This is a genomic window from Novosphingobium aureum (assembly GCF_015865035.1).
GTDB lineage: Bacteria > Pseudomonadota > Alphaproteobacteria > Sphingomonadales > Sphingomonadaceae > Novosphingobium > Novosphingobium aureum.
Genome location: NZ_JADZGI010000001.1, coordinates 1,087,923 through 1,114,607, shown reverse-complemented (window position 1 = coordinate 1,114,607; position 26,685 = coordinate 1,087,923). Strand labels below are relative to the sequence as shown.

Annotated in this window: 22 protein-coding genes; 8 read left to right on the top strand and 14 right to left on the bottom strand. The window is 66.0% G+C overall.

Going from position 1 to position 26,685, the window contains the following annotated elements; translation table 11 throughout:
- The first annotated feature begins 15 nt into the window (after positions 1-15).
- From I5E68_RS05280 to I5E68_RS05255, 6 genes are all read left to right on the top strand, one after another.
- Positions 16-2,871: a 2-oxoglutarate dehydrogenase E1 component gene (locus I5E68_RS05280; RefSeq protein ID WP_197161614.1), complete on the top strand. Its 2,856-nt coding sequence runs from the start codon at positions 16-18 to the stop codon at positions 2,869-2,871.
- 8 nt (positions 2,872-2,879) lie between these two features.
- On the top strand, positions 2,880-4,109 hold the full coding sequence (gene odhB / locus I5E68_RS05275) for a 2-oxoglutarate dehydrogenase complex dihydrolipoyllysine-residue succinyltransferase (RefSeq protein ID WP_197161611.1): 1,230 nt from the start codon (positions 2,880-2,882) through the stop codon (positions 4,107-4,109).
- 158 nt (positions 4,110-4,267) lie between these two features.
- A complete protein-coding gene (gene lpdA, locus I5E68_RS05270) occupies positions 4,268-5,665 on the top strand; it encodes a dihydrolipoyl dehydrogenase (protein ID WP_197161607.1) in 1,398 nt (465 codons plus the stop codon).
- A gap of 793 nt (positions 5,666-6,458) precedes the next feature.
- A complete protein-coding gene (locus tag I5E68_RS05265; RefSeq protein ID WP_197161604.1) occupies positions 6,459-6,893 on the top strand; it encodes a hypothetical protein in 435 nt (144 codons plus the stop codon).
- A 21-nt stretch (positions 6,894-6,914) separates the two neighbouring features.
- Positions 6,915-7,739, top strand: coding sequence for a TorF family putative porin (locus I5E68_RS05260; RefSeq protein ID WP_197161601.1), 825 nt, complete (start codon positions 6,915-6,917; stop codon positions 7,737-7,739).
- Between the two features lie 65 nt (positions 7,740-7,804).
- Complete coding sequence (locus I5E68_RS05255) at positions 7,805-8,734, top strand: AEC family transporter (RefSeq protein ID WP_197161598.1); 930 nt, start codon at positions 7,805-7,807, stop codon at positions 8,732-8,734.
- A gap of 51 nt (positions 8,735-8,785) precedes the next feature.
- Here I5E68_RS05255 and I5E68_RS05250 read toward each other — a convergent pair whose 3' ends face one another.
- Positions 8,786-10,507, bottom strand: coding sequence for a DUF8614 domain-containing protein (locus I5E68_RS05250; protein ID WP_228726839.1), 1,722 nt, complete (start codon positions 10,505-10,507; stop codon positions 8,786-8,788).
- Between the two features lie 156 nt (positions 10,508-10,663).
- Here I5E68_RS05250 and I5E68_RS05245 point away from each other — a divergent pair, with 156 nt between their 5' ends.
- Positions 10,664-11,302 carry a trimeric intracellular cation channel family protein gene (locus tag I5E68_RS05245; RefSeq protein ID WP_197161595.1) on the top strand — a complete coding sequence of 213 codons (639 nt, stop codon included), beginning with the start codon at positions 10,664-10,666 and terminating at the stop codon, positions 11,300-11,302.
- 1,091 nt (positions 11,303-12,393) lie between these two features.
- Here the strand turns inward: I5E68_RS05245 and I5E68_RS05240 are convergent.
- From I5E68_RS05240 to rplO, 12 genes are all read right to left on the bottom strand, one after another.
- Positions 12,394-12,684 carry a hypothetical protein gene (locus I5E68_RS05240; RefSeq protein WP_197161577.1) on the bottom strand — a complete coding sequence of 97 codons (291 nt, stop codon included), beginning with the start codon at positions 12,682-12,684 and terminating at the stop codon, positions 12,394-12,396.
- 206 nt (positions 12,685-12,890) lie between these two features.
- A complete protein-coding gene (locus I5E68_RS05235) occupies positions 12,891-13,568 on the bottom strand; it encodes a hypothetical protein (RefSeq protein WP_228726838.1) in 678 nt (225 codons plus the stop codon).
- Between the two features lie 148 nt (positions 13,569-13,716).
- Positions 13,717-15,786 carry a prolyl oligopeptidase family serine peptidase gene (locus tag I5E68_RS05230; RefSeq protein WP_197161573.1) on the bottom strand — a complete coding sequence of 690 codons (2,070 nt, stop codon included), beginning with the start codon at positions 15,784-15,786 and terminating at the stop codon, positions 13,717-13,719.
- Positions 15,787-15,960: 174 nt separating this feature from the next.
- Positions 15,961-16,383 carry a 50S ribosomal protein L17 gene (gene rplQ, locus I5E68_RS05225; RefSeq protein WP_197161570.1) on the bottom strand — a complete coding sequence of 141 codons (423 nt, stop codon included), beginning with the start codon at positions 16,381-16,383 and terminating at the stop codon, positions 15,961-15,963.
- 184 nt (positions 16,384-16,567) lie between these two features.
- Entirely contained in the window at positions 16,568-17,008 is a 441-nt protein-coding gene (locus I5E68_RS05220; protein WP_197161567.1) for a hypothetical protein, read from the bottom strand.
- Between the two features lie 288 nt (positions 17,009-17,296).
- Positions 17,297-18,361, bottom strand: a complete 1,065-nt coding sequence (locus I5E68_RS05215) for a DNA-directed RNA polymerase subunit alpha (RefSeq protein WP_197161564.1) — start codon at positions 18,359-18,361, stop codon at positions 17,297-17,299.
- A 107-nt stretch (positions 18,362-18,468) separates the two neighbouring features.
- Positions 18,469-18,858: a 30S ribosomal protein S11 gene (rpsK, locus tag I5E68_RS05210; protein ID WP_197161561.1), complete on the bottom strand. Its 390-nt coding sequence runs from the start codon at positions 18,856-18,858 to the stop codon at positions 18,469-18,471.
- 60 nt (positions 18,859-18,918) lie between these two features.
- Positions 18,919-19,287, bottom strand: a complete 369-nt coding sequence (gene rpsM / locus I5E68_RS05205; protein ID WP_197161542.1) for a 30S ribosomal protein S13 — start codon at positions 19,285-19,287, stop codon at positions 18,919-18,921.
- A gap of 352 nt (positions 19,288-19,639) precedes the next feature.
- Complete coding sequence (locus I5E68_RS05200) at positions 19,640-20,575, bottom strand: SRPBCC family protein (RefSeq protein ID WP_197161540.1); 936 nt, start codon at positions 20,573-20,575, stop codon at positions 19,640-19,642.
- A 149-nt stretch (positions 20,576-20,724) separates the two neighbouring features.
- Positions 20,725-21,375 (bottom strand): adenylate kinase, encoded by a 651-nt coding sequence (locus I5E68_RS05195; protein ID WP_197161537.1) that lies wholly within the window; start codon positions 21,373-21,375, stop codon positions 20,725-20,727.
- A gap of 37 nt (positions 21,376-21,412) precedes the next feature.
- A complete protein-coding gene (secY, locus tag I5E68_RS05190; RefSeq protein ID WP_197161534.1) occupies positions 21,413-22,780 on the bottom strand; it encodes a preprotein translocase subunit SecY in 1,368 nt (455 codons plus the stop codon).
- 321 nt (positions 22,781-23,101) lie between these two features.
- Complete coding sequence (rplO, locus tag I5E68_RS05185; RefSeq protein ID WP_197161531.1) at positions 23,102-23,581, bottom strand: 50S ribosomal protein L15; 480 nt, start codon at positions 23,579-23,581, stop codon at positions 23,102-23,104.
- A gap of 244 nt (positions 23,582-23,825) precedes the next feature.
- Between rplO and I5E68_RS05180 the strand changes: the two genes are divergently transcribed.
- Positions 23,826-25,403, top strand: a complete 1,578-nt coding sequence (locus I5E68_RS05180; protein ID WP_323982091.1) for a hypothetical protein — start codon at positions 23,826-23,828, stop codon at positions 25,401-25,403.
- Positions 25,404-25,428: 25 nt separating this feature from the next.
- Here the strand turns inward: I5E68_RS05180 and I5E68_RS05175 are convergent, their stop codons facing one another.
- Entirely contained in the window at positions 25,429-26,643 is a 1,215-nt protein-coding gene (locus I5E68_RS05175; RefSeq protein ID WP_197161528.1) for an ankyrin repeat domain-containing protein, read from the bottom strand.
- Positions 26,644-26,685: the final 42 nt, after the last annotated feature.

Sequence of the window (26,685 nt, the reverse complement as noted above, 5' to 3'; positions counted from 1 at the left end):
GGAAAAGGTGACCCCATGGGCGACGAAAGTTTCGAGTTCACCCCCGACCAGGCCCTCGACGGCCCCCAGGCCGGACCCAGCTGGCAGCGCAAGAACTGGCCGCTCGTCGGCGCAGAGAACGAGGACGACCTCACGCAAGGTCTCGATCCCTCGGCGCTGCGCATGGCGGTCGAGAAGGCAGCCGCCAAGGGCGGTGCCAAGGTCGATCAGAAGAGCATAGACCAGGCAGCCGCGGATTCCATCCGCGCCATGATGCTGATCCGCACCTATCGCGTGCGCGGTCACCTCGCCGCCGATCTTGACCCGCTCGGCCTTTCGACGCAGCGCCACCTGCCTGCCGACCTCACCCCCGAGTACCACGGCTTCGAAGGCGCAGCCCAGGACCGTCCGGTCTACGTCGGCGGCAGCCTCGGCCTCGAGTGGACCACCGTGCGCGAGCTGGTGGCGATCCTTCGCGCCAACTACTGCGGCGCGGTCGGCCTCGAGTACATGCACATCAACGATGTCGAGGAGCGCCGCTTCCTGCAGGAACGCATGGAAGGCGCCGACAAGGAAATCGAGTTCACCCCCGAGGGCAAGAAGGCGATCCTTCAAGCCGTCGTGCGCGGCGAGCAGTACGAGAAGTTCCTCGGCAAGAAGTACGTGGGCACCAAGCGCTTCGGCCTCGACGGCGGCGAAGCGATGATCCCCGCGCTCGAGAGCGTGATCAAGTACGGCGGCCAGCTCGGCGTGCGCGAGATCGTCTACGGCATGGCCCACCGCGGCCGCCTCAACGTCCTCGCCAACGTTCTCGCCAAGCCCTACAAGGTCATCTTCCACGAATTCTCGGGCGGCACCGCCAACCCCGAGGACGTGGGCGGTTCGGGTGACGTGAAGTACCACCTGGGCACCTCGGCCGACCGCGAGTTCGACGGCATCAAGGTCCACATGAGCCTGATGCCCAACCCCTCGCACCTCGAGACGGTCGATCCGGTCGTGCTCGGCAAGGTGCGCGCCTACCAGGTCCACCACGACGACATCGGCGACGACGTCGGCCCGGGCGCCAAGCACAAGACCGTGCTGCCCGTGCTGATCCACGGCGATGCCGCCTTCGCCGGCCAGGGCATCGTGTGGGAGTGCTTCGGCCTGTCGGGCGTGAAGGGCTACAACACCGGTGGCTGCATCCACTTCATCATCAACAACCAGATCGGCTTCACGACGAGCCCGCAGTTCGCGCGCAACTCGCCCTACCCCTCGGACGTCGCCAAGGGCGTCCAGGCGCCGATCCTTCACGTCAACGGCGATGATCCGGCTGCGGTGACCTTCGCCTGCAAGCTGGCGATCGACTACCGCCAGACCTTCGGCCGCGACGTCGTGATCGACATGTGGTGCTACCGCCGCTTCGGCCACAACGAGGGCGACGAGCCCGGCTTCACCCAGCCGCTGATGTACGCAAAGATCAAGCAGCACCCGCCGGTCTCCAAGATCTACGCCGAGCGCCTCAAGGGCGAAGGCGTGATCGACGACGCCTTCCTCGGCGAGACCGAGGCGGCCTTCACCGCGCACCTCGAGGACGAGTTCGAGGCGGCCAAGACCTACAAGGCCAACCAGGCCGACTGGTTCGCGGGTCGCTGGTCGGGCTTCCACAAGCCCGCCGACACCGAGAGCGCGCGCCGCAACGTGCAGACCGGCATCGACACCAAGCTGTTCGAGAGCCTGGGCCGCACGCTGACCACCGTGCCCGAGGACCTCAACATCCACCGCACGCTCGCGCGCGTCCTTTCCGCCAAGGAAGAGATGTTCAAGAGCGGCGAGGGCTTCGACTGGGCGACCGCGGAGGCACTCGCCTTCGGCAGCCTCGTCACCGAGGGTTACGGCGTGCGCCTGTCCGGCCAGGACTGCGAGCGCGGCACCTTCTCGCAGCGCCACGCGGTCTGGGTCGACCAGAAGGACGAGCACAAGTACACCGCGCTCACCACCCTGCCCCACGGCAGCTTCGAGGTCCTGAACTCGACGCTCTCGGAATACGGCGTGCTCGGCTTCGAGTACGGCTATGCGAGCGCCGATCCCAAGACCCTCGTGCTGTGGGAAGCGCAGTTCGGCGACTTCGCCAACGGCGCGCAGATCGTGATCGACCAGTACATCGCCGCATCCGAGGCCAAGTGGCTGCGCGCCAACGGTCTCGTCATGCTGCTGCCGCACGGCTATGAAGGCCAGGGCCCCGAGCACTCCTCGGCACGCCTCGAGCGCTTCCTCCAGCTTTGCGCATCGGACAACATCCAGGTCTGCAACATCACGACCCCGGCGAACTACTTCCACGTGCTTCGCCGCCAGATGCACCGTCCGTTCCGCAAGCCGCTCGTCATCATGACGCCCAAGTCGCTGCTGCGTCACCCGATGGCCAAGTCGCCCGCCGAGGACTTCACCGGCGAGGGTCACTTCTTCCGCATTCTTTCCGACCCCAAGGCGCCGGAAGACACTGCGACCAAGAAGGTCATCCTGTGCTCGGGCAAGGTCTACTACGACCTGATCGAGGCCCGCGACGAGAACGAGATCGACGACACCCAGATCATCCGCCTCGAGCAGCTCTACCCCTTCCCGGGCGAGCCGCTGGCCCTGCGCCTCTCGCGCATGACCAACCTCGAGGAAATCTGCTGGTGCCAGGAAGAGCCCAAGAACAACGGCGCCTGGTTCTTCGTCGAGAACGAGATCGAGGCCGCCGCCAAGGAAGCCGGCGTCTCGAACCCGCGTCCGCGCTATGCCGGTCGCCACGCCTCGGCCTCGCCCGCAACCGGTCTTGCCAAGCGCCACGTCGCCGAGCAGTCCGCGCTGGTCGCCGATGCGCTGCACCTTTCCGTCCGTTCCGAACTCCGCCGCAAGCAAAAGGCTTGAGATAAATCATGTCCACCGAAGTCAAGGTCCCCACGCTCGGGGAATCCGTCGCCGAGGCCACCATCGGCCAGTGGCTCAAGCAGCCCGGCGAAGCGGTTGCCGCCGACGAGCCCATCTGCAGCCTCGAGACCGACAAGGTCGCCATCGACGTGATGGCCCCGCATGCCGGCGTGATGGGCCAGCAGCTCGCCGCCGAGGGTGACACCGTCACCGTCGACGCGCTGATCGCGACCATCGAGGAAGGTTCGGGCGGTGCTGCCGCTCCCGCCGCCAAGGCCGCTGCTCCGGCTCCCGCCGCTGCCGCGCCCGCTCCGGCACCTGCCGCCGCCGCTTCGGCTGGCGACGAAGGTTCGGCAGGCGCTGCCGTTCTCTCGCCCGCGGTGCGCCGCGCGGTACTCGAGCACGGCATCGACCCCGCGACGATCAAGGGCACCGGCAAGGACGGCCGCATCACCAAGGACGATGTCCTCGAGGCTGCCAAGAACAAGCCCGCCGGCTCGCCCGCCGCTTCGGCCCCGGCAGCTGCCGCGCCGTCGGCGCGCAACGAGGAACGCGTCAAGATGACGCGTCTGCGCCAGACCATCGCCAAGCGCCTCAAGAGCGCGCAGGAAGATGCAGCGCTGCTCACCACGTTCAATGACGTCGACATGTCGGCCGTCATGGAATCGCGCAACAAGTACAAGGACGTCTTCGCCAAGAAGCACGGCATCAAGCTTGGCTTCATGTCCTACTTCGCCAAGGCCTCGGTCCTCGCGCTCAAGGACATCCCGGCGGTCAACGCGCAGATCGACGGCAACGAGATCGTCTACCACGACTACGTCGACATCTCGATCGCGGTCTCGGCCCCGAACGGCCTCGTCGTCCCCGTCGTCAAGGACTGCGACAAGCTCTCGTTCGCGGGCATCGAGAAGGCCATCGCCGACTACGGCAAGAAGGCCAAGGAAGGCACGCTCACCATGGAAGACATGAAGGGCGGCACCTTCACGATCTCCAACGGCGGCGTGTTCGGTGGCCTGATGTCCACCCCAATCATCAACCCGCCCCAGTCGGCGGTGCTCGGCCTTCACCGCATCGAGGACCGTCCGGTCGTGCGCAACGGCCAGATCGTGATCCGCCCGATGATGTACATCGCGCTGAGCTACGATCACCGCATCATCGACGGCCGCGAGGCGGTTACCGCGCTCAAGACGATCAAGGAAGCGATCGAGGATCCCACGCGTCTCCTCATCGACCTCTGAGGTTGCCTCGCCGCTCCGCCTGCCCTCGTGGCCGGCCGGAGCGGCAGGCCCGCCCGCCCTTCGACAGGCTCAGGGTTGGCGGGTTCGATTGACTTGAATACCAATTCCCGCTCAGGCTGAGCTTGTCGAAGCCCCTAGCGCGACGAAAGGCCGAAACAATGGCTGATTACGATTACGACCTGCTTGTCATCGGCGCCGGCCCCGGCGGCTACGTCGCCGCGATCCGCGGTGCACAGCTCGGTCTCAAGACCGCCTGCGCCGAAGGCCGCGAGACGCTTGGCGGCACCTGCCTCAACGTGGGTTGCATCCCCTCGAAGGCCCTGCTCCACGCCTCGGAATACTTCGATGCCGCCGCCAATGGCGCGATGGCCTCGATGGGCATCAAGGTAACCCCCGAGCTCGACCTTCCCGCGATGCAGGGCCAGCGCAAGGACGCGGTCAGCGGCCTTACCGGCGGCATCGAGTTCCTGTTCAAGAAGAACAAGGTCGACTGGCTCAAGGGCTACGCCCAGTTCAAGGACGCGCACACCGTCGAGGTGGGCGGCGAGACCAAGACCGCAAAGAACATCGTCATCGCCACCGGCTCGAGCGTCACCCCGCTTCCCGGCGTGGAGATCGACAATGCCGGCGGCGTGGTCGTCGATTCGACCGGTGCGCTCGAGCTTTCGGCCGTCCCCAAGAAGATGGTCGTCATCGGCGGCGGCGTGATCGGCCTGGAACTCGGTTCGGTCTGGCGTCGTCTCGGCGCGGAAGTCACCGTGGTCGAGTTCCTTGACCAGCTCCTGCCCGGCATGGACATGGACGTGCGCAAGGAAGCCTCGAAGATCTTCAAGAAGCAGGGCATGACCCTCAAGCTGAAGACCAAGGTCACCGGCGTCTCGGTCGAGGGCAAGGCCGCCAAGGTCACCGTCGAGCCCGCCGCTGGCGGCGATGCCGAAGTGCTCGATGCCGACGTCGTGCTCGTCGCGATCGGTCGTCGTCCCAACACCGAGGGCCTTGGCCTCGACAAGATCGGCCTCGAGCTCAACCAGCGCGGCCAGATCGAGACCGACCACGACTTCGGCACCAAGGTCGACGGCGTGTGGGCGATCGGTGACGTCATCCCCGGCCCGATGCTCGCGCACAAGGCCGAGGACGAGGGCATTGCCGTGGCCGAGAACATCGCTGGCCTGACCGGCATCGTGAACCACGATGTCATCCCCGGCGTGGTCTACACCCAGCCCGAAATCGCCGGCGTCGGCCTCACCGAGGAAGCCGCCAAGGAAAAGGGCAAGATCAAGACCTCCAAGTTCCCGATGCTCGCCAACTCGCGCGCCAAGACCAACCACGAGCCCGACGGCTTCGTGAAGGTCATTGCCGACGCCGAGACCGACCGCGTGCTCGGCGTGTGGTGCATCGCCTCGGTGGCCGGTACCATGATCGCGCAGGCCGCGCAGGCCATGGAATTCGGCGCCACCAGCGAAGACATCGCCTACACCTGCCATGCGCATCCGACCCATTCGGAAGCCATCAAGGAAGCCGCGATGGGCATCCAGGGCAAGCCGATCCACATGTGATCGCGCCGGTCCTCAGAGGGCCGAACGAGAAAGAGGGGCGGTGCCGCAGGTCGGCGCCGCCCTTTTTTCGTGGCAGCGCCGGATTGCGTGGGTCATCGCCTTTCAGGGCAGGTCCCTGAGGCGCTCTGTGCCCCCTCCTCTTCCTCCCATCCGCTCGGGCTGGGCTTGTCGAAGCCTTGTTGCAGGCCTGGGGAAATGGGTTGCGGGTGCCATCCACGGGCTTCGACAAGCTCAGCCTGAGCGGTATCGGGCGTAAATCCGGATTATGGAGCGGAATGGCATCGGATCGCATCAAACCCCACCCCCGGTTGCATGCGCGCGGCAAGCTCTCCCCCGGCGCCATGCCAAGCAATCTTGCGAAGCAGCAACAATGCAGCATTGCACAAAAGGTACGCATGCACTGCTCAATCGAGAGGCATCATATGCCCGAATATTGAGCGCGCTATCGCTTTTGGGAGAGAGTACGATGTCGATGGCCTGTCCGGAATGCGCTTCCAGCGCCCCGACCACACCCCTGATCGGGGTCTGGCGCATTCCTCCATCGCGCATCCGCTAGCGCTGCAAACTCGGCGAGACGCACCCCCGACTGTGACCCGCGTCTCGTGCCCCGGTGTCCGCATGGTCCCGCAATAATGGACACCGGGGCTCCTATCTCTCGCTCTGCGAAGTAACCCGCCTGCCCGCGTTGACCCGTGCGTCCTCGCGAAGCAATCGCGCGTCCTCTCCCGGCGACGCATTCCCCCCGGTTTCGCCCCCAACCGCCCGAAACCGGGCAGACACGCAAAGGAACCCCATGAGCATTCTCGTCGCCACCCTCGTCGCTGCCGCCGCAACCACCGGCGCGCCCGTGCACACCATCGAACACGAGCAGAACGGTAAGGCCTACTCCGTGTCCTATGTCGCTCATGTCGAGACCACGACGCGCCAGCTGGGCACGGGTTCGGCCAGCCATCGCACCAACCAGCGCTGCCGTGTCTCGGGCCTCGTCACCGTCGAGCGCCGCATCGCCGATGCAGCGTCAGGCGAGGCGATCAGCACCGTGCTGCCGGGCCGGACCAAGCTTTCGCAGACCCGCGCCGGACGCTGCGTGAGCCGCGATGACCTCGCCGCCCAGCTCGTCGCCGAACGTGGCGAGGACATGCGCGCCCACCTCGCCGAGGTCGCGAGCGCCGACCGCCCCCAGCTCGCCGCGACCATCACTGCCGCTAAGTCCTTGGCCGAGCACTGATCCATCGCTAAGCGGGGCCGCATGTACAGGCATTGCGTTACCGCCGCCCATGCGGCCCCGTCCGGCTTCTCCTTCCCCTCTATCCCCGCCATCGCGCGCAAGGCCGCAGCGCTCACCCTCGCCGCAGCCGCGTTCGCACCGCTTGCCGCGCAGGCGCAGGGCGTATTGCCCGCGAGCGCCGCGATCGAGGCGACCACCGACCTTCGTGCACGCGGCCTTGGCCAGAGCGGCGGCAAGGCCGCGCTCCTCGTCGATGGCACGCTGCCCGTCACCTCCTCCTTCATCCTCGATGCGCGCGCTGCCACGCTGCGCTCGAGCAACCGCAACGGTGATGCCGAGCTCGGTCTCGAGATCGCGCCGCAGCTGCGCACCGCCTCGGCAGGCTGGACCTTCACCGCCGGCGCGCGCGCGCACCTCTACCTCGATGCGGGCGCGATGGACTACGTCGAGCTGGAAGGCGGCGTCTCGCGCACGCTCGGCCCGGCATGGCTGCGCCTGGGCGCTGCCTATGCGCCCTCGCAGGACGCCATCGGCGGCGACAACCTCTACCTCTCCGCCGACGCCGAGCTGGGACTGCCCGGCACCGGCTTCACGCTCTACGCCGGGGCGGGCCATACCCTGGGTTCGCGCAAGGACGACACGCTGGCCGCGATGCGCGCCGTGCGCCTGCGCCCCGACGGCAACTACACCGACTATCGCCTCGGCATCGAGCGCTCGCACCTCAACCTTGCCTATGGCATGCAGTTCTCCGACACCACCATCGACCAGTCCGCCAACCGCACCAGCCCCTACTGGGACAACGACAGCGGCGCGCGGGTCTCGGGCTACATGCGCGTCTCGTTCTGAGCGCGCACGACGCCTGCGACCGACCGCGCTGAACGAGACCCCGCCCAACCGAACTGGCCTGCCACATGCTGACCCCGCTGCTCACCGTCCTGCCGATCTTCGCGCTCATCTTCGCCGGCTGGCTGGCACGGCGGCTCGGCGCGCTCGGGCCGCAGTCGACGAGCGAGCTCAACCGCTTCGTGGTCTGGCTGGCGCTGCCCGCACTGCTCTTCCACATCGTCGCGACCGCCCAGCCTGCACAGCTGTGGCAGCCCGGCTTCCTTGTCGCGATGGTCGGCGGGACGCTCGGCACCTTCGTGCTCACGCTCGCCTGGCGCATGCGCCACGGGCTTGCCGACGCGGCCATCGACGGGCTCAATTCGAGCTATGCCAACAATGGCTACATGGGCTTCCCGATCATCGCAGCGGTGCTCGGCGCACAGTTCCAGTCGCTCACCCTGCTCTCGGTGCTGATGACGGTCTGCGCGCTCTTCGCGACTGCAATCGTGCTGATCGAGGCGAGCACGCAGAAGGCCGCCTCCTACCGGGCGCTGGCGCTCAAGGTCGCGCGCCGGGTGCTCGCCAATCCGCTGGTAGCAGCCCCGCTCGTCGCAAGCCTCTTCCCGATCACGGGGATTGCCCTGCCCGGCCCCGTCGATAGCTTCCTGACCCTGCTCGGCAATGCCGCCTCGCCCTGTGCGCTGGTCGCGCTCGGCCTGTTCCTCGCCGCCGACCGCAAGGGCAGCAAGACCCCGCGCGCACGCGTCGGCATGCTCATGGCGATCAAGCTGGTGCTGCAGCCGCTCATCGTCTGGCTGATCGCCGCCCCGCTGCTCCACCTCGAGGCGGCAACGGTCCATGCCGCGGTGATCCTCTCGGCCCTGCCGACCGGCACCGGCCCGTTCATGCTCGCCGAGTTCTACGGGCGCGAGGCCGAGGTCACCGCGCGCGTGGTGCTGGGCTCGACGATCATCTCGCTCGCGACGATCACCGGCTACCTGTGGTGGGCCTTGTAGTAAGCCCCAGGCTGCGCGGGAGACCGGTCACTCCGGCCTCCCGCCGCATGCTCACACCGCGTCGGGATAGACCGGGCGGATATCGACCGGCAGGCTGCCCATCGCCGCGATTGCCTGTTCGGCCTCGGCGTCGAGCTTCGCCCACTTCGCCATGAACGCCTTGGTGCCCTCGTAGTCGCCCTTGGCCTGCAGCATCAGGATGTCGTGAAGCAGGTCGCGCACGCCCGCCTCCGTCTTCGCATCGTCGACCGTGTAGCGGCCCGAGGCGGCATCGTAGGTGAAGGCCCCCTTGGCGCGCAGGTAGCCGTACTGGAGCGCTGCGCCCTTGCCGTGGGCCTCGACCGCACCGAAGCGCACCGCGCGGAAGATGCCGGTGAAGTAGGTCGCGAAGAGCTGCGGCTTCTCGGTCGCGGGGATCTCGCCCTTGTCCATCATCAGCAGGATGTTCCAGACGCCCGCGACGTCGGCCTTGGCCTCCTCGAGCGCGGAGCCCTGCTCCTTGAGCATCTTGTCGACGGTGGTCGTCTCGCCGCCGACCGTGATCGTACCCGGCCCGAGGCTATGCGACAGCTCGTGGAACAGCGTCTCGAAGACCATGTACTTCTTGGCGACGAGCGCGGCCTGATCCGCCTTCAGCACCAGCGCGCCCATCGGAGCGAGGATGCGCTCGAACTTGGCGCCAAGCACGTTCGAGAGGATCACCTTCTTCGCGCCCTTGGCCTCGCGCACGCGCTCGTCGTTGGGCAGGTTGAAGGCGACCGTCTGCGGCCCGGGCACGTTGTCGCCTCCGCCGTGGACCTGTTCTGCCACCGCGATCGGGCTGGCGAAACCGCGCTGGAAGTTCTTGTACTGGTCCTCGATCGGGAGGTTGGCTTCCATGTCCTTGAGGTAGTTCTTGTACTTGGCGAGCGCGGCGCTTTCCTCGGGGTCCTTGAGCGTCACGAAGCTCTCGAACGCGGTCTTCGCGCCCATCAGGCGGTCGGTATAGACCTCGTAGGGGCCGATCGCGGGTTCGATCGGGGTGCCCTCGATGTCCATCCAGGCCAGCTCGCTCTCGAAGTAGTCGTCGGTGCGGAAAGCCTTGGCGCGCAGGGAAAGGAACTTCTTCAGGCTGGCGTTCGAGGTACGCGCCGCCGCCTGCTCGAGCAGCTTCGCGGCGGGCTCGAGCCACTCCTTGTATTCGACCGAATAGGGCACCGCGACGAGCTTGTCGCCCTCACGCTTCACCACCGTATAGGGGCTGGTCAGCGCGGCCTTTTCGCCCGGATGGGCGGCAAGGTAGCTCTCGAAGTCGGCGCGGGTGAGGTCGACGGGATAGAAGCCCGCGCCCTCGGGCATCGCGGTATTGCCCCAGAAGGGGTGCAGTTCGGCGAGCGTATCCCAGGGACCGAAGTTGCGCGCGAACATCTCGACCAGCTGGTCGCGGTCGGCGCGCCGGTTCATCGAGACCGCGCGCTGGACCTGCGGGTTCTGTGCGAAGCGCTGGCGCAGGTAGACCTCGCTCAGCAGGTCCGAGGCCTTGATCAGCAGGTTTACGACCTCGCGCTCCTCCTCGGTCAGGAAGCCTGTCTCGACGTCCATCTTGATCGTCGCGAGCTTGGCGAGCTGGGCATTGATGTCGTAGCCGGCAGGCGCGCTGGCTTCCTGCGCCGAAGCCGCCAGCGGTGTGAGCGCGGTGGCGCTCGCCAGCAGCGCTGCGGCCGCGCGCATGGGAAGCTTGCGAAGAGCCAGCTTGCGGGCCGGCAAAAGGGCGAATGTCTTGCGGGGGGTCATGAGGTATCTTCCATAGGAGATCTACGTTGCTGGCAACCTAGCCCCCTGCCCGCGCCATGCAAGGGGCGAGCGCGCGGCACCTGCGCCTTGCGAACGCTGCGGATTTCGCGCCAGTCCCGGTGGCCTGCGCCAGCCAAGCAGTGCTAGGCAGGAGCGATGATCACGCCTCCAGATACCCCGGTACTGCCCGCCGCCGTCGACCTCATCGCCATCGGCCTCTTCGCGCTTTCGGGCGCGCTGTCGGGCACGCGCGAACGCCAGACTTACGTCACGGTCGCCTTCTTCGCGCTGATCGCGGGTGTAGGCGGGGGCACCGTGCGCGACCTGCTGATCGGCGCGCCGGTGTTCTGGGTCCACGACCGGCTCGTCGCCCCGGTCTGCCTCGCGGTGGCGATGATCGCCTGGTTCACCCCGGTGCGCTGGTACAACATGCGCATGCTCTTGTGGACCGACGCGCTGGGCATGGCGGTCTATTCGGTGCTCGGCACGATCAAGGCACTGGGCTGGGGCGTGCCGCCGGTGCCCGCCTTCCTGATGGGGGTAATGACCGGCTGCGCGGGTGGCATCATCCGCGACGTGATCGCCGGACAGACCTCGATCCTGATGCGCCCCGAACTCTACGTCACCGCCGCCGCGCTCGCCTCGGGCGTCGCCGCGCTGATGATCAGCCTCGACGTGACGCCCTGGACCTCGTGGATGGTCGGCGCCGCCTGCGGCTTCGCCCTGCGCGCCGCGGCCATCCAATGGAAGCTCGGCCTGCCCACCCACCGCGGCGACGAGGTCGCCGGAGGCTAGGATGCGGCGGTGATTGGAAAGGCTGACATGGGCTGGCGAATGTTGGCGCCCCGCTCATGCTGAGCTTGTCGAAGCATGCGAGCCACAGCACCCCGCCTCGGGGCCTTCGACAGGCTCAGGCTGAGCGGGGCTGGAGGGGCTAATTTGCGTGAGAAGCGCAAGGTTGGGTTCAGCTTCCATGACACCAATTCCCAAAGCAAGTTCCTTGCCCCAATCCTCGTCATTCCCGCGAAAGCGGGAATCCAGCTCCAACCTCGCGGTGAAAATTACCTATGGGCGAGCCGCGCAGCTTCTGACCACTGATCTCGAGACAAAGCGCTGCGCTGTCTGGATTCCCGCCTTCGCGGCAATGACGAAGTTGGGTGGGGTGCGGACATGACTGGCTTCGCTACTTTGGCCCTGCCTTCCCCGTTCGAGCGATGGCCCACCCGAAGAACGTACCGATGGCCCAAGCGACCAATACAGGTGAAAGCATCACAATCCCAGGCATCCACCATGTCCAATCGTCGCCAGCCTTCGCGGTCCATGCGTACCAACCCGTGTAGGCGAGAAGTGGAGCGCTGATCAGAGACATTAATATCGCTAGCCGACCAGCTAGGCGGCTAGAGAACCTACTAACAAAAAAGCTGATGAGACCTGCTACTAGCCCAGTCAAAGTGAAAATTATGATCAAGCGCATGGAGTTATTTAACCGAGAAGACTCGATGTCAGCAATGGGCCGAAACCGGACGGCCGAATTTTCAAAGCAGTTCAGGACCGGCATATTCTCCGCTCATGCTGAGCTTGTCGAAACATGCGAGCCACAGCGCCCCACCTCGGGGCCTTCGACAGGCTCCGGCTGAGCGGGGCTGGAGGGACTGATTTGCGCAAAAAGCGGAACCTTGGGTTCAGCTTCCATGACACCAGTTCCCGATGCCAGTTCCGCACCCCAATCCTCGTCATTCCCGCATAGGCGGGAATCCAGCTCCAACCTCGCGGTGAAAATTACCTATGGGCGACCCGCGCAGCTTCTGACCACTGATCTTGAGGCGAAGCGCTGCGCTGTCTGGATTCCCGCCTTCGCGGGAATGACGAAGATGGGTGGGGTGCGGTCATTGCCATTGCTTGCCGACATCGGCCCGGATGCCGGCTATCAGTTCGTCATAAAGCCAGTTCATTAGATTGCGGCCATCGACTGGTCTTCGCAAGAACACCGCCACGCTGAACCCATCGTGCAGGAATGGCCTGATGTCTTCTTCGACACCCTCCCACGCATTCCAATCGCGCCACTCTTGAACAATGGCCTCCCTATGCTCGACTGAGCCGTCGGTCGTAGCGGCCCTCATAGCACCTTCAAGCGACCCGTAATCGTCGCTGAAGTCTTCACCGAAGTGAACTACCATCAAATTATGAAGCCTGGGCCAGCGCTCTTGAGCATACTTGCCAACATGCCGTCGCCGCCTAGCCATGACAGGATTGTGGCACCCTGCGCGCAATGGGCCGAAACCGGAAGGCCGAATTTTTCAAGCAGTTCAAGACCGACCCATTCTCCGCTCGGGCTGATCGGCGCCCTGCCTAGAGCAGGGCTGCCGACCGCGCCCCCCTCGCCTCAGATCATCGCGTGCCCGTCGACCGCGACCGAACGCAGGCGGCCGGTGTCGTCGATGCTGCAGGCGAAACCGCGACCGTCGGTCAGGCGCCCCGAGACCGCGACGCGTCCGTTCTGGCTGGTCACTTCGCCGAGGCTGCCGATCCGGCGCTCGCCCGAACGCTCGATCTCTTCGCTGCAGGTGTCGACCGCCATGCCGAAACTGGCTGAAGCCGAACCCGCGCCATAGCTGCGATCGGACCCGTCGCGCCCGCGCGAGCCGGCGTAGGCGGCGCTGCTGTCCTCGGGATAGTCCTGCTCGGCGTAGCCCTCGTCGTCACCCGCAACGGGCCCGCCGGGATAGGCCGGACGCGCCGAGCCGCGATAGGCATCGCCGCCGTCGGCGCCGGGGTAGTCGGCGCCGTAACCGGCATCGTCGTCGGCGCCATAGGGGCCGTCGGGCTCGTAGGGAGCCTCGCGCGGCGCCTGCCGGGCCGAAATGTTGCTCGCGATCGCCGCGATGCCGCCGATCACGAGCAGCCCCGCGAGCAGGTCGCCCGCACCCGATCCGCCGCGGTGATGGTGATGATGGCGCGGCGGGCCATGGCGGCCCCGGGCAAGCGCAGGCGTGGCGCTCATCGCCAGCACGGCCGTGGCCGCCAAGAGGGTACTCGTACGCGAACGCAGGAACCGCATCATGTCTCGTGTCCATCCTCGGCGCGCACTGTCCGCGCCGTCAGCATGGATCATGGCATAGACGGGCCGCGCTGTCGCGTCGATGAACCGAGAGCGTGCACTAGTGCGACGATAGCACCGGCACGCCCATGGCTCCGGCCCCGAACCCGGCTCAGTCCTGCGGAACCTCGAGCCCTGTCCACTGCGCGAGGAACGAGAGGATGTCCGCCGATTCCTCGATCACCTTGTCGGTAGGCTTGCCCGAACCGTGGCCCGCGCGCGTCTCGATGCGGATGAGGTGCGGCTTGTCGCCAAGGTCCGCGTGCTGGATCGCGGCGGCATACTTGAACGAGTGGCCGGGCACCACGCGGTCGTCGGTATCGGCGGTGGTGACGAGGATTGCGGGGTAGTCCTCGCCCGCGCGCACGTTGTGGTAGGGCGAATAGCTGCGCAGGATGCGGAAGTCGGCCTCCTTGTCGGGATAGCCGTAGTCGTCGACCCAGTAGCGTCCGGCGGTGAAGCGGTCGAAGCGCAGCATGTCCATCACGCCCACCTGCGGCACCGCGGCGGCGAAGAGGTCGGGGCGCTGGTTGGTCACCGCGCCGACGAGCAACCCGCCGTTCGAACCGCCCTGGATACCCAGGCCATCCTTGCTGGTGATGCCCTCGGCCTTGAGATACTCGCCCGCAGCGATGAAGTCGTCGAACACGTTCTGCTTGTTCTCGCGCCGTCCGGCATCGTGCCAGGCCCGCCCGTACTCGCCCCCGCCGCGCAGGTTCGCCAGCGCATAGGCGCCGCCCGCCTGAACCCAGGCAAGCCGCGAGGCCGAGAAGCCGGGCGTCAGCGCGATGTCGAAACCGCCATAGCCGTAGAGGAGCGTCGGCACCGCCTTGCCGCTCGCCGCCACGTCCTTGCGGCGCACCACGAACATCGGCACGCGCGTCCCGTCCTTCGAGGTGTAGAAGCGCTGCTCGACGAGGAAGTCCTCGGGGTCGAAGTCCATCTCCGGCTCGGCGAAGGGCTCGGACTTGCCGGTGCGGATGTCCATGCGGAAGATCGAGGCCGGGCGGTTGAAGCTGGTGAAGGCGTAGAAGGTCTCGGGATCGCCCGGCTTGCCCGAGAAACCTGACGCGGTGCCGATGCCGTTGAGGGTCAGCTCCTTGGGCGTCTTGCCGTCGAGCCCGACGATCACCGCGCGGCTCGCGGCATCGTGCATGTAGTTGAGCACCAGCCTGTCGCCGACGATGCCCGCGCGCTCGAGAATGTCCTCGCGCTGGGGCACGACCTCGGAGAAGACCGGCTCGGCCTTGCCGAGATCGACCTCGACGAGCCGCTTGCGCGGTGCATCCTCGTTGGTGACGAACCAGAGGCGGTTGCCGACCCCTTCGACGAGATCCCAGGCATCGCTGAAGCCGGTCACGACCGGACGCGGCGTCCAGTCCTTCGCCTTCAGGTCGATGGCGTGGACCTCGTAGCGCGCATCGGTGCCGACCGAGCTGGTCACGATCGCCCAGCGCCCGTCCTGCGTGACCTGTGCGACATGGTTGTACTCGGGGTGATCGGGCGTGCGGTAGACCACCGTGTCCTCGTCCTGCGCGGTGCCGAGGCGGTGGAAGTAGACGGTCTGGTTGTAGTTGCGTTCCTGGAAGGTCTCGCCCTCGCCGGGTGCGGGATAGCGCGAGTAGAGGAAGCCCTCCTCGCCGACCCAGGCGAGGCCTGAGAACTTGACCCAGCGGATTTCGTCCTCGAGCACCTTGCCGGTCTTGACGTCGAGCACGTGGAGCACGCGCCAGTCGCTGCCCCCGTCCTGTATGCTGAAGAGCAGGAACGAGCCCTCGTGCGAGGGCACCCAGTCGCTTAGCGCGGTGGCCCCGTCCTTGGCCCAGGCATTGGGATCGATCAGCAGGCGCGGCTCGCCCTTGAGCCCCTCGCGCACGAAGAGCTGCGCCTGATTGAGCAGGCCCGAATTGCGCGTGTAGAAGTAGCGCTTGCCCGCCTTCTCAGGGAGGCTGAAGCGCTCGAAGTCGAGCAGCGACCTGACCCGGCCCGCGAACCAGTCGCGCTGCGGCAGCGTCTTGAGATAGTCGTCGGTGAAGGAGCTCTCGCGCGCGACCCAGTCGGCGACCTCCTTGTCCTCGCGCACGTCATTCTCGAGCCAGCGGTAGGGATCGGCAATGGTCTCGCCAAAGAGGGTCTCGGCGACGTCGCCGCGGCGGGTTTCGGGATATGTCATCTTGCTCATGTCGTCGGCCCAGATGGGCGTTGCACACAAGACTGACAAGGCTGCCGCCGCTCGGCCCAACTTACGCATGAAATACCCCGCACCCGATTGATCTCGGCCATAAAAAAAGAACGGCCGCGAGATTGGCATCCCGCGACCGTCCTTGCAATCTATGACGAAGATCTAGTCCGTGGCTCAGGCCTCGGCGAGTTCTTCCTCTTCGCTCATGACCGGACCGGAGTCCTGGCCCTTGGCGTCGACGTCACGGTCGACCAGCTCGATGATCGCAACCGGAGCGGCGTCCGAGGCGCGGATGCCGGCCTTGATGATGCGGGTGTAGCCACCCTCGCGGTCGGCGTAACGCTCGGCGAGGATTTCGAACAGCTTCTTTTCCTGCGCCGGGTCCATGATCTTGGCAGCGGCCAGACGACGGTTCGAGAGACCACCGCGCTTGGCGAGCGTGATCAGCTTCTCGATGTAGGGACGCAGTTCCTTCGCCTTGGGCGTAGTGGTCTTGATCTGCTCGTGCTTGATGAGCGCAGCTGCCAGGTTGCGCAGCAGGGCGGCGCGGTGGCCGGACTTGCGCTGCAGCTTGCGGCCCGAATACTTGTGACGCATGAACTCTTACTCCGTTCGTCAGGCAGCCGTTTCAGGTACTGCCTGCCGGGCGATGTGGATGCGGCCACCGCCCAAAAACCGATTCACGCTTTCGCGAAGAAGTGGCCCTAATGCGGATTTTGGGGCGCGAGTCAAGGATTCTCAGGACTGCCTATGAAGCCAATCTCCGTAAGCCCCTGTTCGCCTAACGCGGGACGGCGCCGAGCCTGGGATTGAAAATCAGCCACAATGCGAAAAGCCCCATTGCGATCAGAAACAGGCCATTAAGCCCATAAATCAGGACAGTAACCACGAAGCCAGTCGGGTTGACAGCCCAAGCGACACTACCTCCATCAAGATCGTAATCGATCACCCCGGCAACAAGTCCGGAGCCTATGCGCCAAATCGTGAAGCCCCCGCCACCAATACCCAGAACCACTCCGAAGCCCCAGCCAATCCGCTTCAACCAATCGGGCGAACGCGAAAGCTTCGCCAAGGGACGACGAAGCAAGCCGACAATCGCGATCGGTGCAACAATGCGCACCATATCGAGGAGGCCAAAGGGCTCACCCAACAAACTGCGGTATCCCAGAGCCAGCAACATCAGAGTCGTCGCAAGGAGCAGGAGGAAAAAAATATACCGCATGAACTCAGGCTAGATACTAGATCGCCCAAAAACAATCTCCGACTCGTAGACGCGTCTACCCCTAATCCCCCTCGACTGCCATCGCGGTTAGCCCATGATCAGGCGTCCTGAAGTAGTAAGCGCCCTTGCCCCGGGCCCCTCCCCGCTACGCCCTAAGACGCGAACGGGGACAGAGCGCATCGGGAGCTCGAGGGCGATGGCCCTCGAAGATGCCCGTTCAAACTTCCAAAGAAAAAGGCCCCGCGGTTTCCCGCGAGGCCCTGTTCAATTCGGTATCGGAGGTGCCGATCAGCCGAGCAGTTCCTGCTCGAGCTTCTTGGCCATCTCTTCGATGTTCTCGGGCGGCCAGCCCGGGATGTCCATGCCGAGGCGCAGACCCATCGAGGAGAGCACTTCCTTGATCTCGTTGAGCGACTTGCGGCCGAAGTTCGGCGTGCGCAGCATCTCGGCTTCGGTCTTCTGGACCAGATCGCCGATGTAGATGATGTTGTCGTTCTTGAGGCAGTTGGCCGAACGCACCGAGAGCTCGAGCTCGTCGACCTTCTTGAGAAGGTAACGGTTGAGCTGGTTGGTGTCGCTCTCCTCCTGCGAGGCAGCGCCGGCGGCGGCACCGACCATCGGCGACTGGCCGACGGGGGCGATGTCCTCGAAGTGGACGAACAGCGCGAGCTGGTCCTGGAGGATGCGCGCGGCGTAGGCCACGGCGTCTTCCGGAGCAACCGTGCCGTCGGTCTCGACCGAGAGGCTCAGCTTGTCGTAGTCGAGCTCCTGCCCAACGCGGGCATTCTCGACCTTGTAGCTGACCTGGCGGACCGGCGAGTAGAGCGAGTCGACCGGAATGAGACCGATCGGCGCGTCGACCGGGCGGTTGCCCACGGCGGGGACGTAGCCCTTGCCGGTGTCGGCGGTCAGTTCCATGTTCAGCACCGCGCCCTCGTCGAGGGTGCAGATGACGAGGTCCTTGTTCATGACCTCGATGTCGCCGGTGACGGCAATGTCACCCGCCTTGACCTGGGCAGGACCGGTGGCCGAAAGCTGGAGACGCTTGGCGCCCTCGCCTTCCATCTTGAGCGCGATCTGCTTGACGTTGAGGACGATGTCCGTGACGTCTTCGCGAACGCCGGCAAGCGAGGAGAACTCGTGCAGGACGTTCTCGATCTTGATCGAGGTGATCGCCGCGCCCTGGAGCGAGGAGAGCAGCACGCGACGAAGCGCGTTACCGAGCGTCAGGCCGAAGCCGCGCTCGAGAGGTTCGGCAACGAAGGTCGCCTTCAGCTTGGGGTCGGGTCCCGGCTTGATCTCAAGGCTGTTCGGCTTCTTGAGTTCCTGCCAGTTCTTGATGTTGACAGTCATGGACTTCCCCTGGGAGTGATGGCGGTTACCTCCGGTGGGCCTGGTGGAAAGGCCCGGAGGATCCAGTAAAACGGGCGACGACCGGTTCGCCGCCCGATTAGTCTCGATCAGACGCGGCGGCGCTTCGAGGGACGGACACCGTTGTGCGGAATCGGGGTCACGTCGCGGATCGAGGTAATGGTGAAGCCAACGGCCTGAAGGGCGCGCAGGGCGCTCTCGCGACCCGAACCCGGGCCCTTGACCTCGACTTCGAGGGTGCGCACGCCGTGCTCGGCGGCCTTCTTGCCGGCGTCGTCCGCGGCCACCTGAGCGGCGTACGGGGTCGACTTGCGGCTGCCCTTGAAGCCCATCATGCCGGCGGACGACCACGAGATCGCGTTGCCCTGGGCATCGGTGATGGTCACCATGGTGTTGTTGAAGCTGGCATTGACGTGAGCAATGCCGCTCGTGATGTTCTTACGCTCGCGGCGCCTAATGCGCTGGGGTTCGCGTGCCATATCCGTGTATCCTGTCGAAAAATCGCTGCGGAAAACCGAAAACCGTGAAGGTTCTCTGGCTTACTTCTTCTTGCCGGCGATCGGCTTGGCCTTGCCCTTGCGGGTGCGCGCATTGGTGTGCGTGCGCTGGCCACGAACCGGAAGGCCCTTGCGGTGACGCAGGCCACGGTAGCAAGCGAGGTCCATGAGACGCTTGATGTTCATCGCGGTGTCGCGACGAAGGTCACCTTCCACGAGGTGATCGGCGTCGATGGTCTCACGGATCTGCAGGACTTCGGCGTCCGACAGGTCCTGGATGCGACGGGTGTGATCGATGCCGAGCTTGTCGGCGATTTCCAGAGCCTTGGTACGACCAATGCCGTGGATGTAGGTGAGCGCAATGATCACGCGCTTGTTGGTGGGGATGTTTACCCCGGCGATACGAGCCACTTAAATCTCCTGCTCCACAGGGGTCGGGCGACCGTCCCCTATCTCAACGCTGAAAAAACACACCGATCCAGAATAGCCGACGAAACCGGACTGGCGACACGCATGCTGCGGGCCATCCGGACTGGACGATTCTGTCGAGTGAAGGGGGCGCTTAGGACGATTCGAGTAAGGTGTCAATGCAAGCCCCAAGGAATAACGCCTCCGCCCCCGGCAAAGTGCGGGAGCGGAGCGTTTCTGGAAAGAAACATACCCGAGCCGGATCGTCCAGTCAAAAACGTATCGCTTACAACAAGACGACAGCGAGGACCGGCCGGACCTGCACGCCAGACGGCACGAAAGTCGCAGTGCGCACTCAGCGCCCGACATACTCGCCTTCGGGCGGCGTATCGGCAAGCGGCTGGATGCCGTCGGGTTCGACTTCCTCCATTTCGATCTGGGGAACGTTACCCTGCAGCGGCGGCAATACGCCCGGTGTGCCGCCATCGGGAAGCGGCGCGGGCGCATCCGGGGCGCTCTCGCCCTCGGGCGCGGCGAAGGCCTCGGCAAACGGATCGGGCGCCGCCTCAGGCTCGTCTTGCGGCTCGGGTGCGGTCTCGACCTCGTCCATCGGCTCGGGCTCAGCCATCGGCTCGGGCTCCGCCATCGCCTCGACTTCGGGCTCCGGTCCGGGGCGCGACGTCACGTCTGGCCCGGCCGTCGGCTTGGCGCCGAGCGAAGCGGCTAATCCCTTGAGCTGCGCTGCCAGCATCGCATCGACCGCAGGCGCAAGCTGGTCCGCCGGGGCGCGCAGGTAGCCGCCGACCGCGTACTCGAGCAGGACCTGCGTGCGCCCCTTGCCCAGTGCCTTGAGCTGGATCGTCATCGTCCCGTTCGCTGCGTCCTGCTGGAGCGGGCCGAGCGCGCCCGACAGGCGCAGCACGCGCGGACGCTCGACGTAGATCACGCGCATGTGCTCGACGCTGCCGCGCGGGGCGGCACGCGGCGAATCGGGATTGGGGAGCAGTTCGCAGAAGCACCCGCCCGCCTTGGCGTCGAGCGAGAGATTGGCCGCATCCGCCGACCAGGTATGCGCGCTGTCCCACCACTTCGCCGGAGTGAGCAGCCGCTCCCAGGCCTCCTCGGCGGAGACCGGCACCTCGACGAGCTGCTGGATGATGAAGCCGCGCTCGTCGGCGCGGGCGACCTTGGCCTGCGCGACAGGAGCGAGCGCGACGAGCCCCAGCGGTGCCAGCGCGAGCGCGAGGACCGGTCCGGCGGCCATGGCCTTGAGCGAGCGGCGCAGGGTCATAAGCGGTCCTTTTCCTCTTCTTGCACCATCGCGCCGCTCATCGCGGACGCGCAATCAAGCGCGTGTCTTACATGAAAAAAGGCCCGCGGCCAGTACCGCCACCCGTGAAGGTGGGGCACCGGCCACGGGCCTCGTGTTCGCGTTATGCGTCAGCCGGCCTTGAGCACGGCCTCGATCTCGGCGGTGACCGCGTCCATCTCGCCCATGCCGTCGACCTTGGAGACGATCCCGCGCGCCTCGTAGATCGGCAGGATCGGCGCGGTCTTGGCGCGGTACTCGGCCATGCGGGTGCGCACGGTCTCGGCATTGTCGTCGGGACGACGCTTGAACTCGGTCCCGCCGCACTTGTCGCAGGTGCCCGGCACCTTGGGCTGCTCGAACTTGTCGTGATAGCCCTTGCCGCACGTGGCGCAGGTGAAGCGGCCGGTGATGCGCTCGACGAGGGCATCCTCGTCGACGCCCAGCTCGATCACGTGGTCGAGCTTGCGGCCACGCTCGGCGAGGATCGCGTCGAGCGATTCGGCCTGCGCGGCGGTACGCGGGTACCCGTCGAAGATCGCGCCGGTGTCCGCGCCCATCGCGTCGAGTTCGTCACCGATCAGCGCCGAGACGATCGCGTCCGAGACGAGCTCGCCCCGGTCCATGACCGCCTTGGCCTCGAGCCCGGTGGGCGTGCCCGCCTTGACCGCGGCGCGCAGCATGTCGCCGGTCGAGAGCTGGCGCATGCCGTGGCGTTCCACGAGACGCTGCGCCTGGGTGCCCTTGCCCGCTCCGGGCGGACCAAGCAGAATGATATTCACGACTGAACCCCCTCGTTCTCGTTATCGCCCCTACCGCTTAGCGGAGGCGGCCTTTCAGTTTGGCCTTCTTGATCAGGTCGCCGTACTGGTGGGCCAGCAGGTGCGACTGGATCTGGGTAATGGTGTCGACGGTGACGTTGACCACGATGAGCAGGCTGGTGCCGCCCATGAACAGCAACGGCAGGCCGGTCTGCGCGAGCACGAACTCGGGAACGCAGCACACGATCGTCAGGTAGATCGCGCCGATCACGGTCACGCGCGTCAGCACGTAGTCGAGATAGTTCGCGGTGTTCTTGCCCGGACGGATACCGGGGATGAAGCCACCGTTCTTCTTCAGGTTGTCAGCGGTTTCCTCGGGGTTGAAGACGACCGCGGTGTAGAAGAAGCTGAAGAAGATGATCCCGGCGGCGTAGAGCAGCATGTAGAGCGGCTTGCCGTGCCCCAGGTACTGGTTCAGCGAGATCACGAACTGGCCCATCGTCGATTCCGGCGTGAGCGAATTGCCCGCGAACTGGGTGATGGTCAGCGGCAGCAGCAGCAGCGAGCTGGCGAAGATCGGCGGGATCACGCCCGCGGTGTTGATCTTGAGCGGCAGGTGGCTGCGGTCGGCCTGCATCATGCCGCGCTGCGTGGCGCGCTTGGGATACTGGATCAGCAGACGGCGCTGCGCACGCTCGAAGAAGCAGATGCCAAGGATCATCACCACGATCATCACGATCAGGCCGATAATCAGCAGTGAACCGGTGTCGCCGGCCGAATAGGCCTGGCCCAGGTTCGATGCGAACGTCGGCATCTGCGCGACGATACCGGCCATGATGATCAGCGAGACGCCGTTGCCGATGCCGCGCGAGGTGATCTGCTCACCCAGCCACAGCAGGAACATGGTGCCGCCAACGAGGCTGATCACCGCGCCGATGCGGAACAGCAGGCCCGGGTCGACGACCGCAGGCAGGCCGCTCGATGCACCGTAGGCCTCGAGGCTGACGGCGAGGAAGTAGCCCTGCACCGCGCACAGGCCGACGGTGCCGTAGCGGGTGTACTGGTTGAGCTTCTTGCGGCCTGCTTCGCCTTCCTTCTTGAGCGCCATCAGCGAGGGATGGAGCGAGGCGGCGAGCTGCACCACGATCGAGGCGGTGATGTAAGGCATCACGCCGAGCGCGATCAGGCTCATGCGCGAGAGCGAGCCACCCGAGAAGGTGTTGAACAGGTCGAGGATACCGCCCTGGGTCTGGCTGTAGAGGTCGCTCAGGATGCGGGCATCGACGCCCGGCAGCGGCACGAAGCTGAGGAAGCGGAAGACGATCAGCGCACCGATGGTGAACCAGATGCGCTTCTTGAGCTCGGTCGCCTTGGAGAAATTGCTCAGGCTCAGCGAGCTGGCGATGTTGTCGGCACGGGAAGCCATGAGTTTGGGATGCCTCGAATTCTACTCTTCGGATTCGGCCTTAGCTGCTGATGGCAACCTTGTCGAACCCGGGTTCTGGTCAGTCCATATAGACATTCGTAGAAGGGCGAAAAGCCCCGAGCGTCAAAGGACACGGCATAAACGCGCGGATTTCGGCGCTTTGGGCACCTTGCCGCGCCGGGACTGCGTGCAGCAGTGCGCACAGCAGCAATCCGGCACGCGCCGCGCGGCAAGCGACTTAGCCACAGGCCAAAAGCACGAGAGGGCGAAGCGCCTGGCGCCCGCCCTCTCTGATACTTCGGCTTGTCGCGTCGATTCGCCTCAGGCTTCGGCAGCTTCCTTGGCGGGAAGGATGACCTTGCCACCGGCCTTCTCGACCGCCTCGACGGCGCCCTTCGAGGCACCGGCCAGGTTGAACTCGACCTTGGCGGTCAGCTCACCCTTGCCGAGCAGGCGCACGCCGTCCTTGCCACCGCGAGCGAGGCCGGCAGCCTGCAGCGCAGCCTGGTCGACGACAGCCTTGGCGTCGAGCTTGCCGGCGTCGATTGCCTTCTGGACCATGCCCAGGTTGACGATCGCGTAGTCCTTGGTGAACTTGGCGTTGGTGAAGCCGCGCTTCGGAAGACGCATGTGGAGCGGCATCTGGCCACCCTCGAAGCCCTTGACGGCAACGCCCGAACGGCTCTTCTGGCCCTTCTGGCCGCGGCCACCGGTCTTGCCCTTGCCCGAGCCGATACCACGGCCGATGCGGATACGACGGTGGCGGGCACCTGCGTTGTCGCGGAGATCGTTCAGATTCATAATTTGCACTCGCTTTCGCTTTTCATCGCGCTGGATGGGAAGCGGGCCCCTTAGTCGATGATTCCACGCCTGTCACCCCCAAACCGCGCGAGTGCAAGCCGCGAAGACGCAAGGGATCGGAGATGGAGCACTTCTTAACCCGGCATTAGCCATGCAAGGACTACGAGAATAGCCCGGCTATCCGAAGCCGGAAATGTCCCGCCCGCACGCCTGCCACAGACAGAGCCAGCCCCGCAAGGAACCCGTGACCGCGACCTGCCAGACCCCGGCCACGGATGCCCCGGCCACGCATGCGCCGGAAAGTCGCGCGCACATCGCTGGCAACGCTCGGGCACCCGCACGCGAGCAGCGCCCTGCCCCCGATCGACACGCCGGGCGCCTCCTCGGCGCGCTCGCGCTGCTGGTACTGGCACTCGTACTGCGCGCGAGCACCTTCGGCGACCCGAACCTCCATCCCGACGAGACCTTCTACCAGTCGGTCGGTCTCGCCATGCATCATGGTGCGGTGCCTTATGTGGATGTCTGGGATCGCAAGCCCTGGGGGCTGTTCGCGCTCTATTACCTGATCGGCTGGCTCGGCACGGACCCGCTCGGCTATCAGATCGTCGCGACGCTCTTCGCATGGGGTACCGCGCTCACCATCGCCGCGCTCGCCCAGTGCTGGTGCAGCGCGCGCGGCGCCCTGCTCGCCGGAGCCGCCTATCTGCTGTGGCTCGAGACCTTCCAGGGTTTCGGCGGACAATCGCCGATCTTCTACAACCTGTTCATGGCACTCGGTGCCCTGCTGACCTTCACCGCGCGGGGCGCGCTGCGCGAAGGCCGGGTGACGCTGGCGAGCCTTGGCGCGATGCTGCTTGCAGGGCTTGCCATCACCATCAAGACCACTGCCGTTTTCGAGGCCTGCTACATGGGGCTGGCCTGCGCGATCCAGCTCTGGCGCGCGCCCCTGCCCGCCCGCGCGCGGATCGGCAGGATCGGCGTGCTCGCGCTGACCGGGGCGGCACCGATGCTGGCCATTTCGCTTGGCTACGCGCTCGCCGGGTACTGGAACATCTACTGGCATGCGATGGTGACCTCGAACCTTGCCAAGCCCTCCTCGCCCGCCACCGCCGCAATCCGCGCGACGATCCTGTTCATGCGCATCGCCCCACTGCTGATATGCCTGACGATGGCGCTGCCAGTGCTCGCGGGCCCATCACGCCGCTTCGTGCTGGGGTGGATCGGGGCGGCGCTCATCGGCCTGCTCGCCGTGCCCGCCTTCCACCTGCACTACGCCTTGCCGCTGCTGGTGCCGCTGTGCGTGGCCGCGGCCGCCTTTTTCCAGCACCGCCTTGCCGGACCGCTGGCGCTGCTGGCGATGGCCTGCCTCACCCTGCCCGGATCGCGCGTGATCGACTTTTCCCATGCCCGCCGCTCACGCGCCGCGATGGAGCAGCTCGTTGCCGCCGTCGAGCGCGGTATGGACCGGGATGCAAGGGTGCCGCTGTTCATCTACGACGGCCCGCCCCAGCTCTACGCGCTGACCTGCAGCGCCTACCCCAGTCCGCTGGTATTTCCCGCCCACCTCGAGCACGCGATCGAGAAGGACGTGAGCCATCTCTCGACCCGCGCCGAAGTCGCCCGGGTGCTGGCCCTAACCCCCGCTGTCGTGATCACCAGCCCCGAGCCGCGCGAGAAGCCGGTCAATGCCGAGACGCTGGCGCTGGTGAACGACTACGTTCACGCGAACTGCCAACCGATCGCACAAGTCGACGCGCCCGAGTGGCTCCACGCCAATCGCTTCGCCGTCTGGGGCCACTGCCGGAACCGCGCTACCCGCTGAGACGCGCCGAAGCGCCCGACCCTCGCTACTTGCCGATGCCGATAACCAGCTTCGAGTCGGCGGGCACGGTCACACCGAAGGCATCGCGCGCCGGTGTCCAGCGCACGACCTTGATCGCCACCTCGCACAGCTCCTTGTCGAAGGCTGGCGAATTGGACGCAGGTTCGAGATTGCAGCTGAGCGAATTGCCCTTCTCGTCGATCTGGAACAGCATCTCGTGGCGGCTGAAGCGGCGACGGCGCAGGATCGGGTCGTAACGCTGGCGGATCTCGGAGAAGGCCCGGTTGAAATCGACCAGGCTCTTGTCGTCGTAACGCGGGTTCTGGCGCAGGCTGGCGAATTCCTCCTCGCTCACCAGCGGGCGCAGCCGCGCGATCATGCCGGTCCAGCGCATCAGGCGCGCGACCTGCAGCGGCGAGCCGCGATCGATCACCGTCTGGCACTGTGACCCTGTCGGCGTCGCCCCGGCATCGAGCAGTGCCTCGGCGGCAGGCCAGCGATGATAGGCAATCGCCCATGCGAGCGGAGTGAGGCCGAACATGTCGGGCTGGTCGATGCCCTCGCGGCTGACGCGCAGCAGCCCTTCGATGTCGGCGACGGCGCCATGACGTGCCGCGACGGCCAGCGTCTCGCGGCCGTGACGCGGGCGCAGCTCGGCAAAGCCGTAAGGCTGCCCGATCGCCTCGCCGGGCACGATCTCGGGGACAGGCCCTGCCTCGGCGACCGGACGGCACACGTCGCCATAGGGGTAGCGCGGGTCAGCCATCAGCGCGGCATTGTAGCGCCGCCCGAAAGCCGTCACCGGATCGTCCTCGCCACGCCCTTCGGCTGCGGCCAGATCCGGCGCCCACGCAAGCGCGCGGATGGTCCAGGGCGCCAGCCCGCCGAGCACCCGGCACTGCGCATCGTAGAGTTCGGTCGAGATGCCTTCGGGCGAGGTCACTGCAGCAAGGCGAAAGTCACCGCGCGCAGCCGCCGCGCTGGCAGCAACGCCCGGATCGGGCGCGCGCTTCGTGCCCAGCACACGGCGCAGCTGCGCATCGTTGCGGCGCATCTCGAGCACCAGCTCGGGACGTGCCCGGCGATCGGCGCAGCCCGCAGTCTCGAAACCTTCGGCAGCGCTGCCCTTGGGCGCATCGGACGAACAGGCCGAAAGCGCAGCGACAAGCGCACAGGCGGCCAGTCCGGCGCGCAGGTCGCTGCTGTAGGAACGCGGAAATTTCACTGGAAGCAGCGCCATTCATCAACTCGTGATCGGACAGGACCGAGCGCATAGCACAGC

Bases quoted from the DNA above. Each gene is read 5' to 3' on its own strand.
- I5E68_RS05280 (WP_197161614.1), top strand. From the start codon at position 16: ATGGGCGACGAAAGTTTCGAGTTCACCCCCGACCAGGCCCTCGACGGC.
- odhB (WP_197161611.1), top strand. From the start codon at position 2,880: ATGTCCACCGAAGTCAAGGTCCCCACGCTCGGGGAATCCGTCGCCGAG.
- lpdA (WP_197161607.1), top strand. From the start codon at position 4,268: ATGGCTGATTACGATTACGACCTGCTTGTCATCGGCGCCGGCCCCGGC.
- I5E68_RS05265 (WP_197161604.1), top strand. From the start codon at position 6,459: ATGAGCATTCTCGTCGCCACCCTCGTCGCTGCCGCCGCAACCACCGGC.
- I5E68_RS05260 (WP_197161601.1), top strand. From the start codon at position 6,915: ATGTACAGGCATTGCGTTACCGCCGCCCATGCGGCCCCGTCCGGCTTC.
- I5E68_RS05255 (WP_197161598.1), top strand. From the start codon at position 7,805: ATGCTGACCCCGCTGCTCACCGTCCTGCCGATCTTCGCGCTCATCTTC.
- I5E68_RS05250 (WP_228726839.1), bottom strand. From the start codon at position 10,507: ATGACCCCCCGCAAGACATTCGCCCTTTTGCCGGCCCGCAAGCTGGCT.
- I5E68_RS05245 (WP_197161595.1), top strand. From the start codon at position 10,664: ATGATCACGCCTCCAGATACCCCGGTACTGCCCGCCGCCGTCGACCTC.
- I5E68_RS05240 (WP_197161577.1), bottom strand. From the start codon at position 12,684: ATGGTAGTTCACTTCGGTGAAGACTTCAGCGACGATTACGGGTCGCTT.
- I5E68_RS05235 (WP_228726838.1), bottom strand. From the start codon at position 13,568: ATGATGCGGTTCCTGCGTTCGCGTACGAGTACCCTCTTGGCGGCCACG.
- I5E68_RS05230 (WP_197161573.1), bottom strand. From the start codon at position 15,786: ATGAGCAAGATGACATATCCCGAAACCCGCCGCGGCGACGTCGCCGAG.
- rplQ (WP_197161570.1), bottom strand. From the start codon at position 16,383: ATGCGTCACAAGTATTCGGGCCGCAAGCTGCAGCGCAAGTCCGGCCAC.
- I5E68_RS05220 (WP_197161567.1), bottom strand. From the start codon at position 17,008: ATGCGGTATATTTTTTTCCTCCTGCTCCTTGCGACGACTCTGATGTTG.
- I5E68_RS05215 (WP_197161564.1), bottom strand. From the start codon at position 18,361: ATGACTGTCAACATCAAGAACTGGCAGGAACTCAAGAAGCCGAACAGC.
- rpsK (WP_197161561.1), bottom strand. From the start codon at position 18,858: ATGGCACGCGAACCCCAGCGCATTAGGCGCCGCGAGCGTAAGAACATC.
- I5E68_RS05200 (WP_197161540.1), bottom strand. From the start codon at position 20,575: ATGACCCTGCGCCGCTCGCTCAAGGCCATGGCCGCCGGACCGGTCCTC.
- secY (WP_197161534.1), bottom strand. From the start codon at position 22,780: ATGGCTTCCCGTGCCGACAACATCGCCAGCTCGCTGAGCCTGAGCAAT.
- rplO (WP_197161531.1), bottom strand. From the start codon at position 23,581: ATGAATCTGAACGATCTCCGCGACAACGCAGGTGCCCGCCACCGTCGT.
- I5E68_RS05175 (WP_197161528.1), bottom strand. From the start codon at position 26,643: ATGGCGCTGCTTCCAGTGAAATTTCCGCGTTCCTACAGCAGCGACCTG.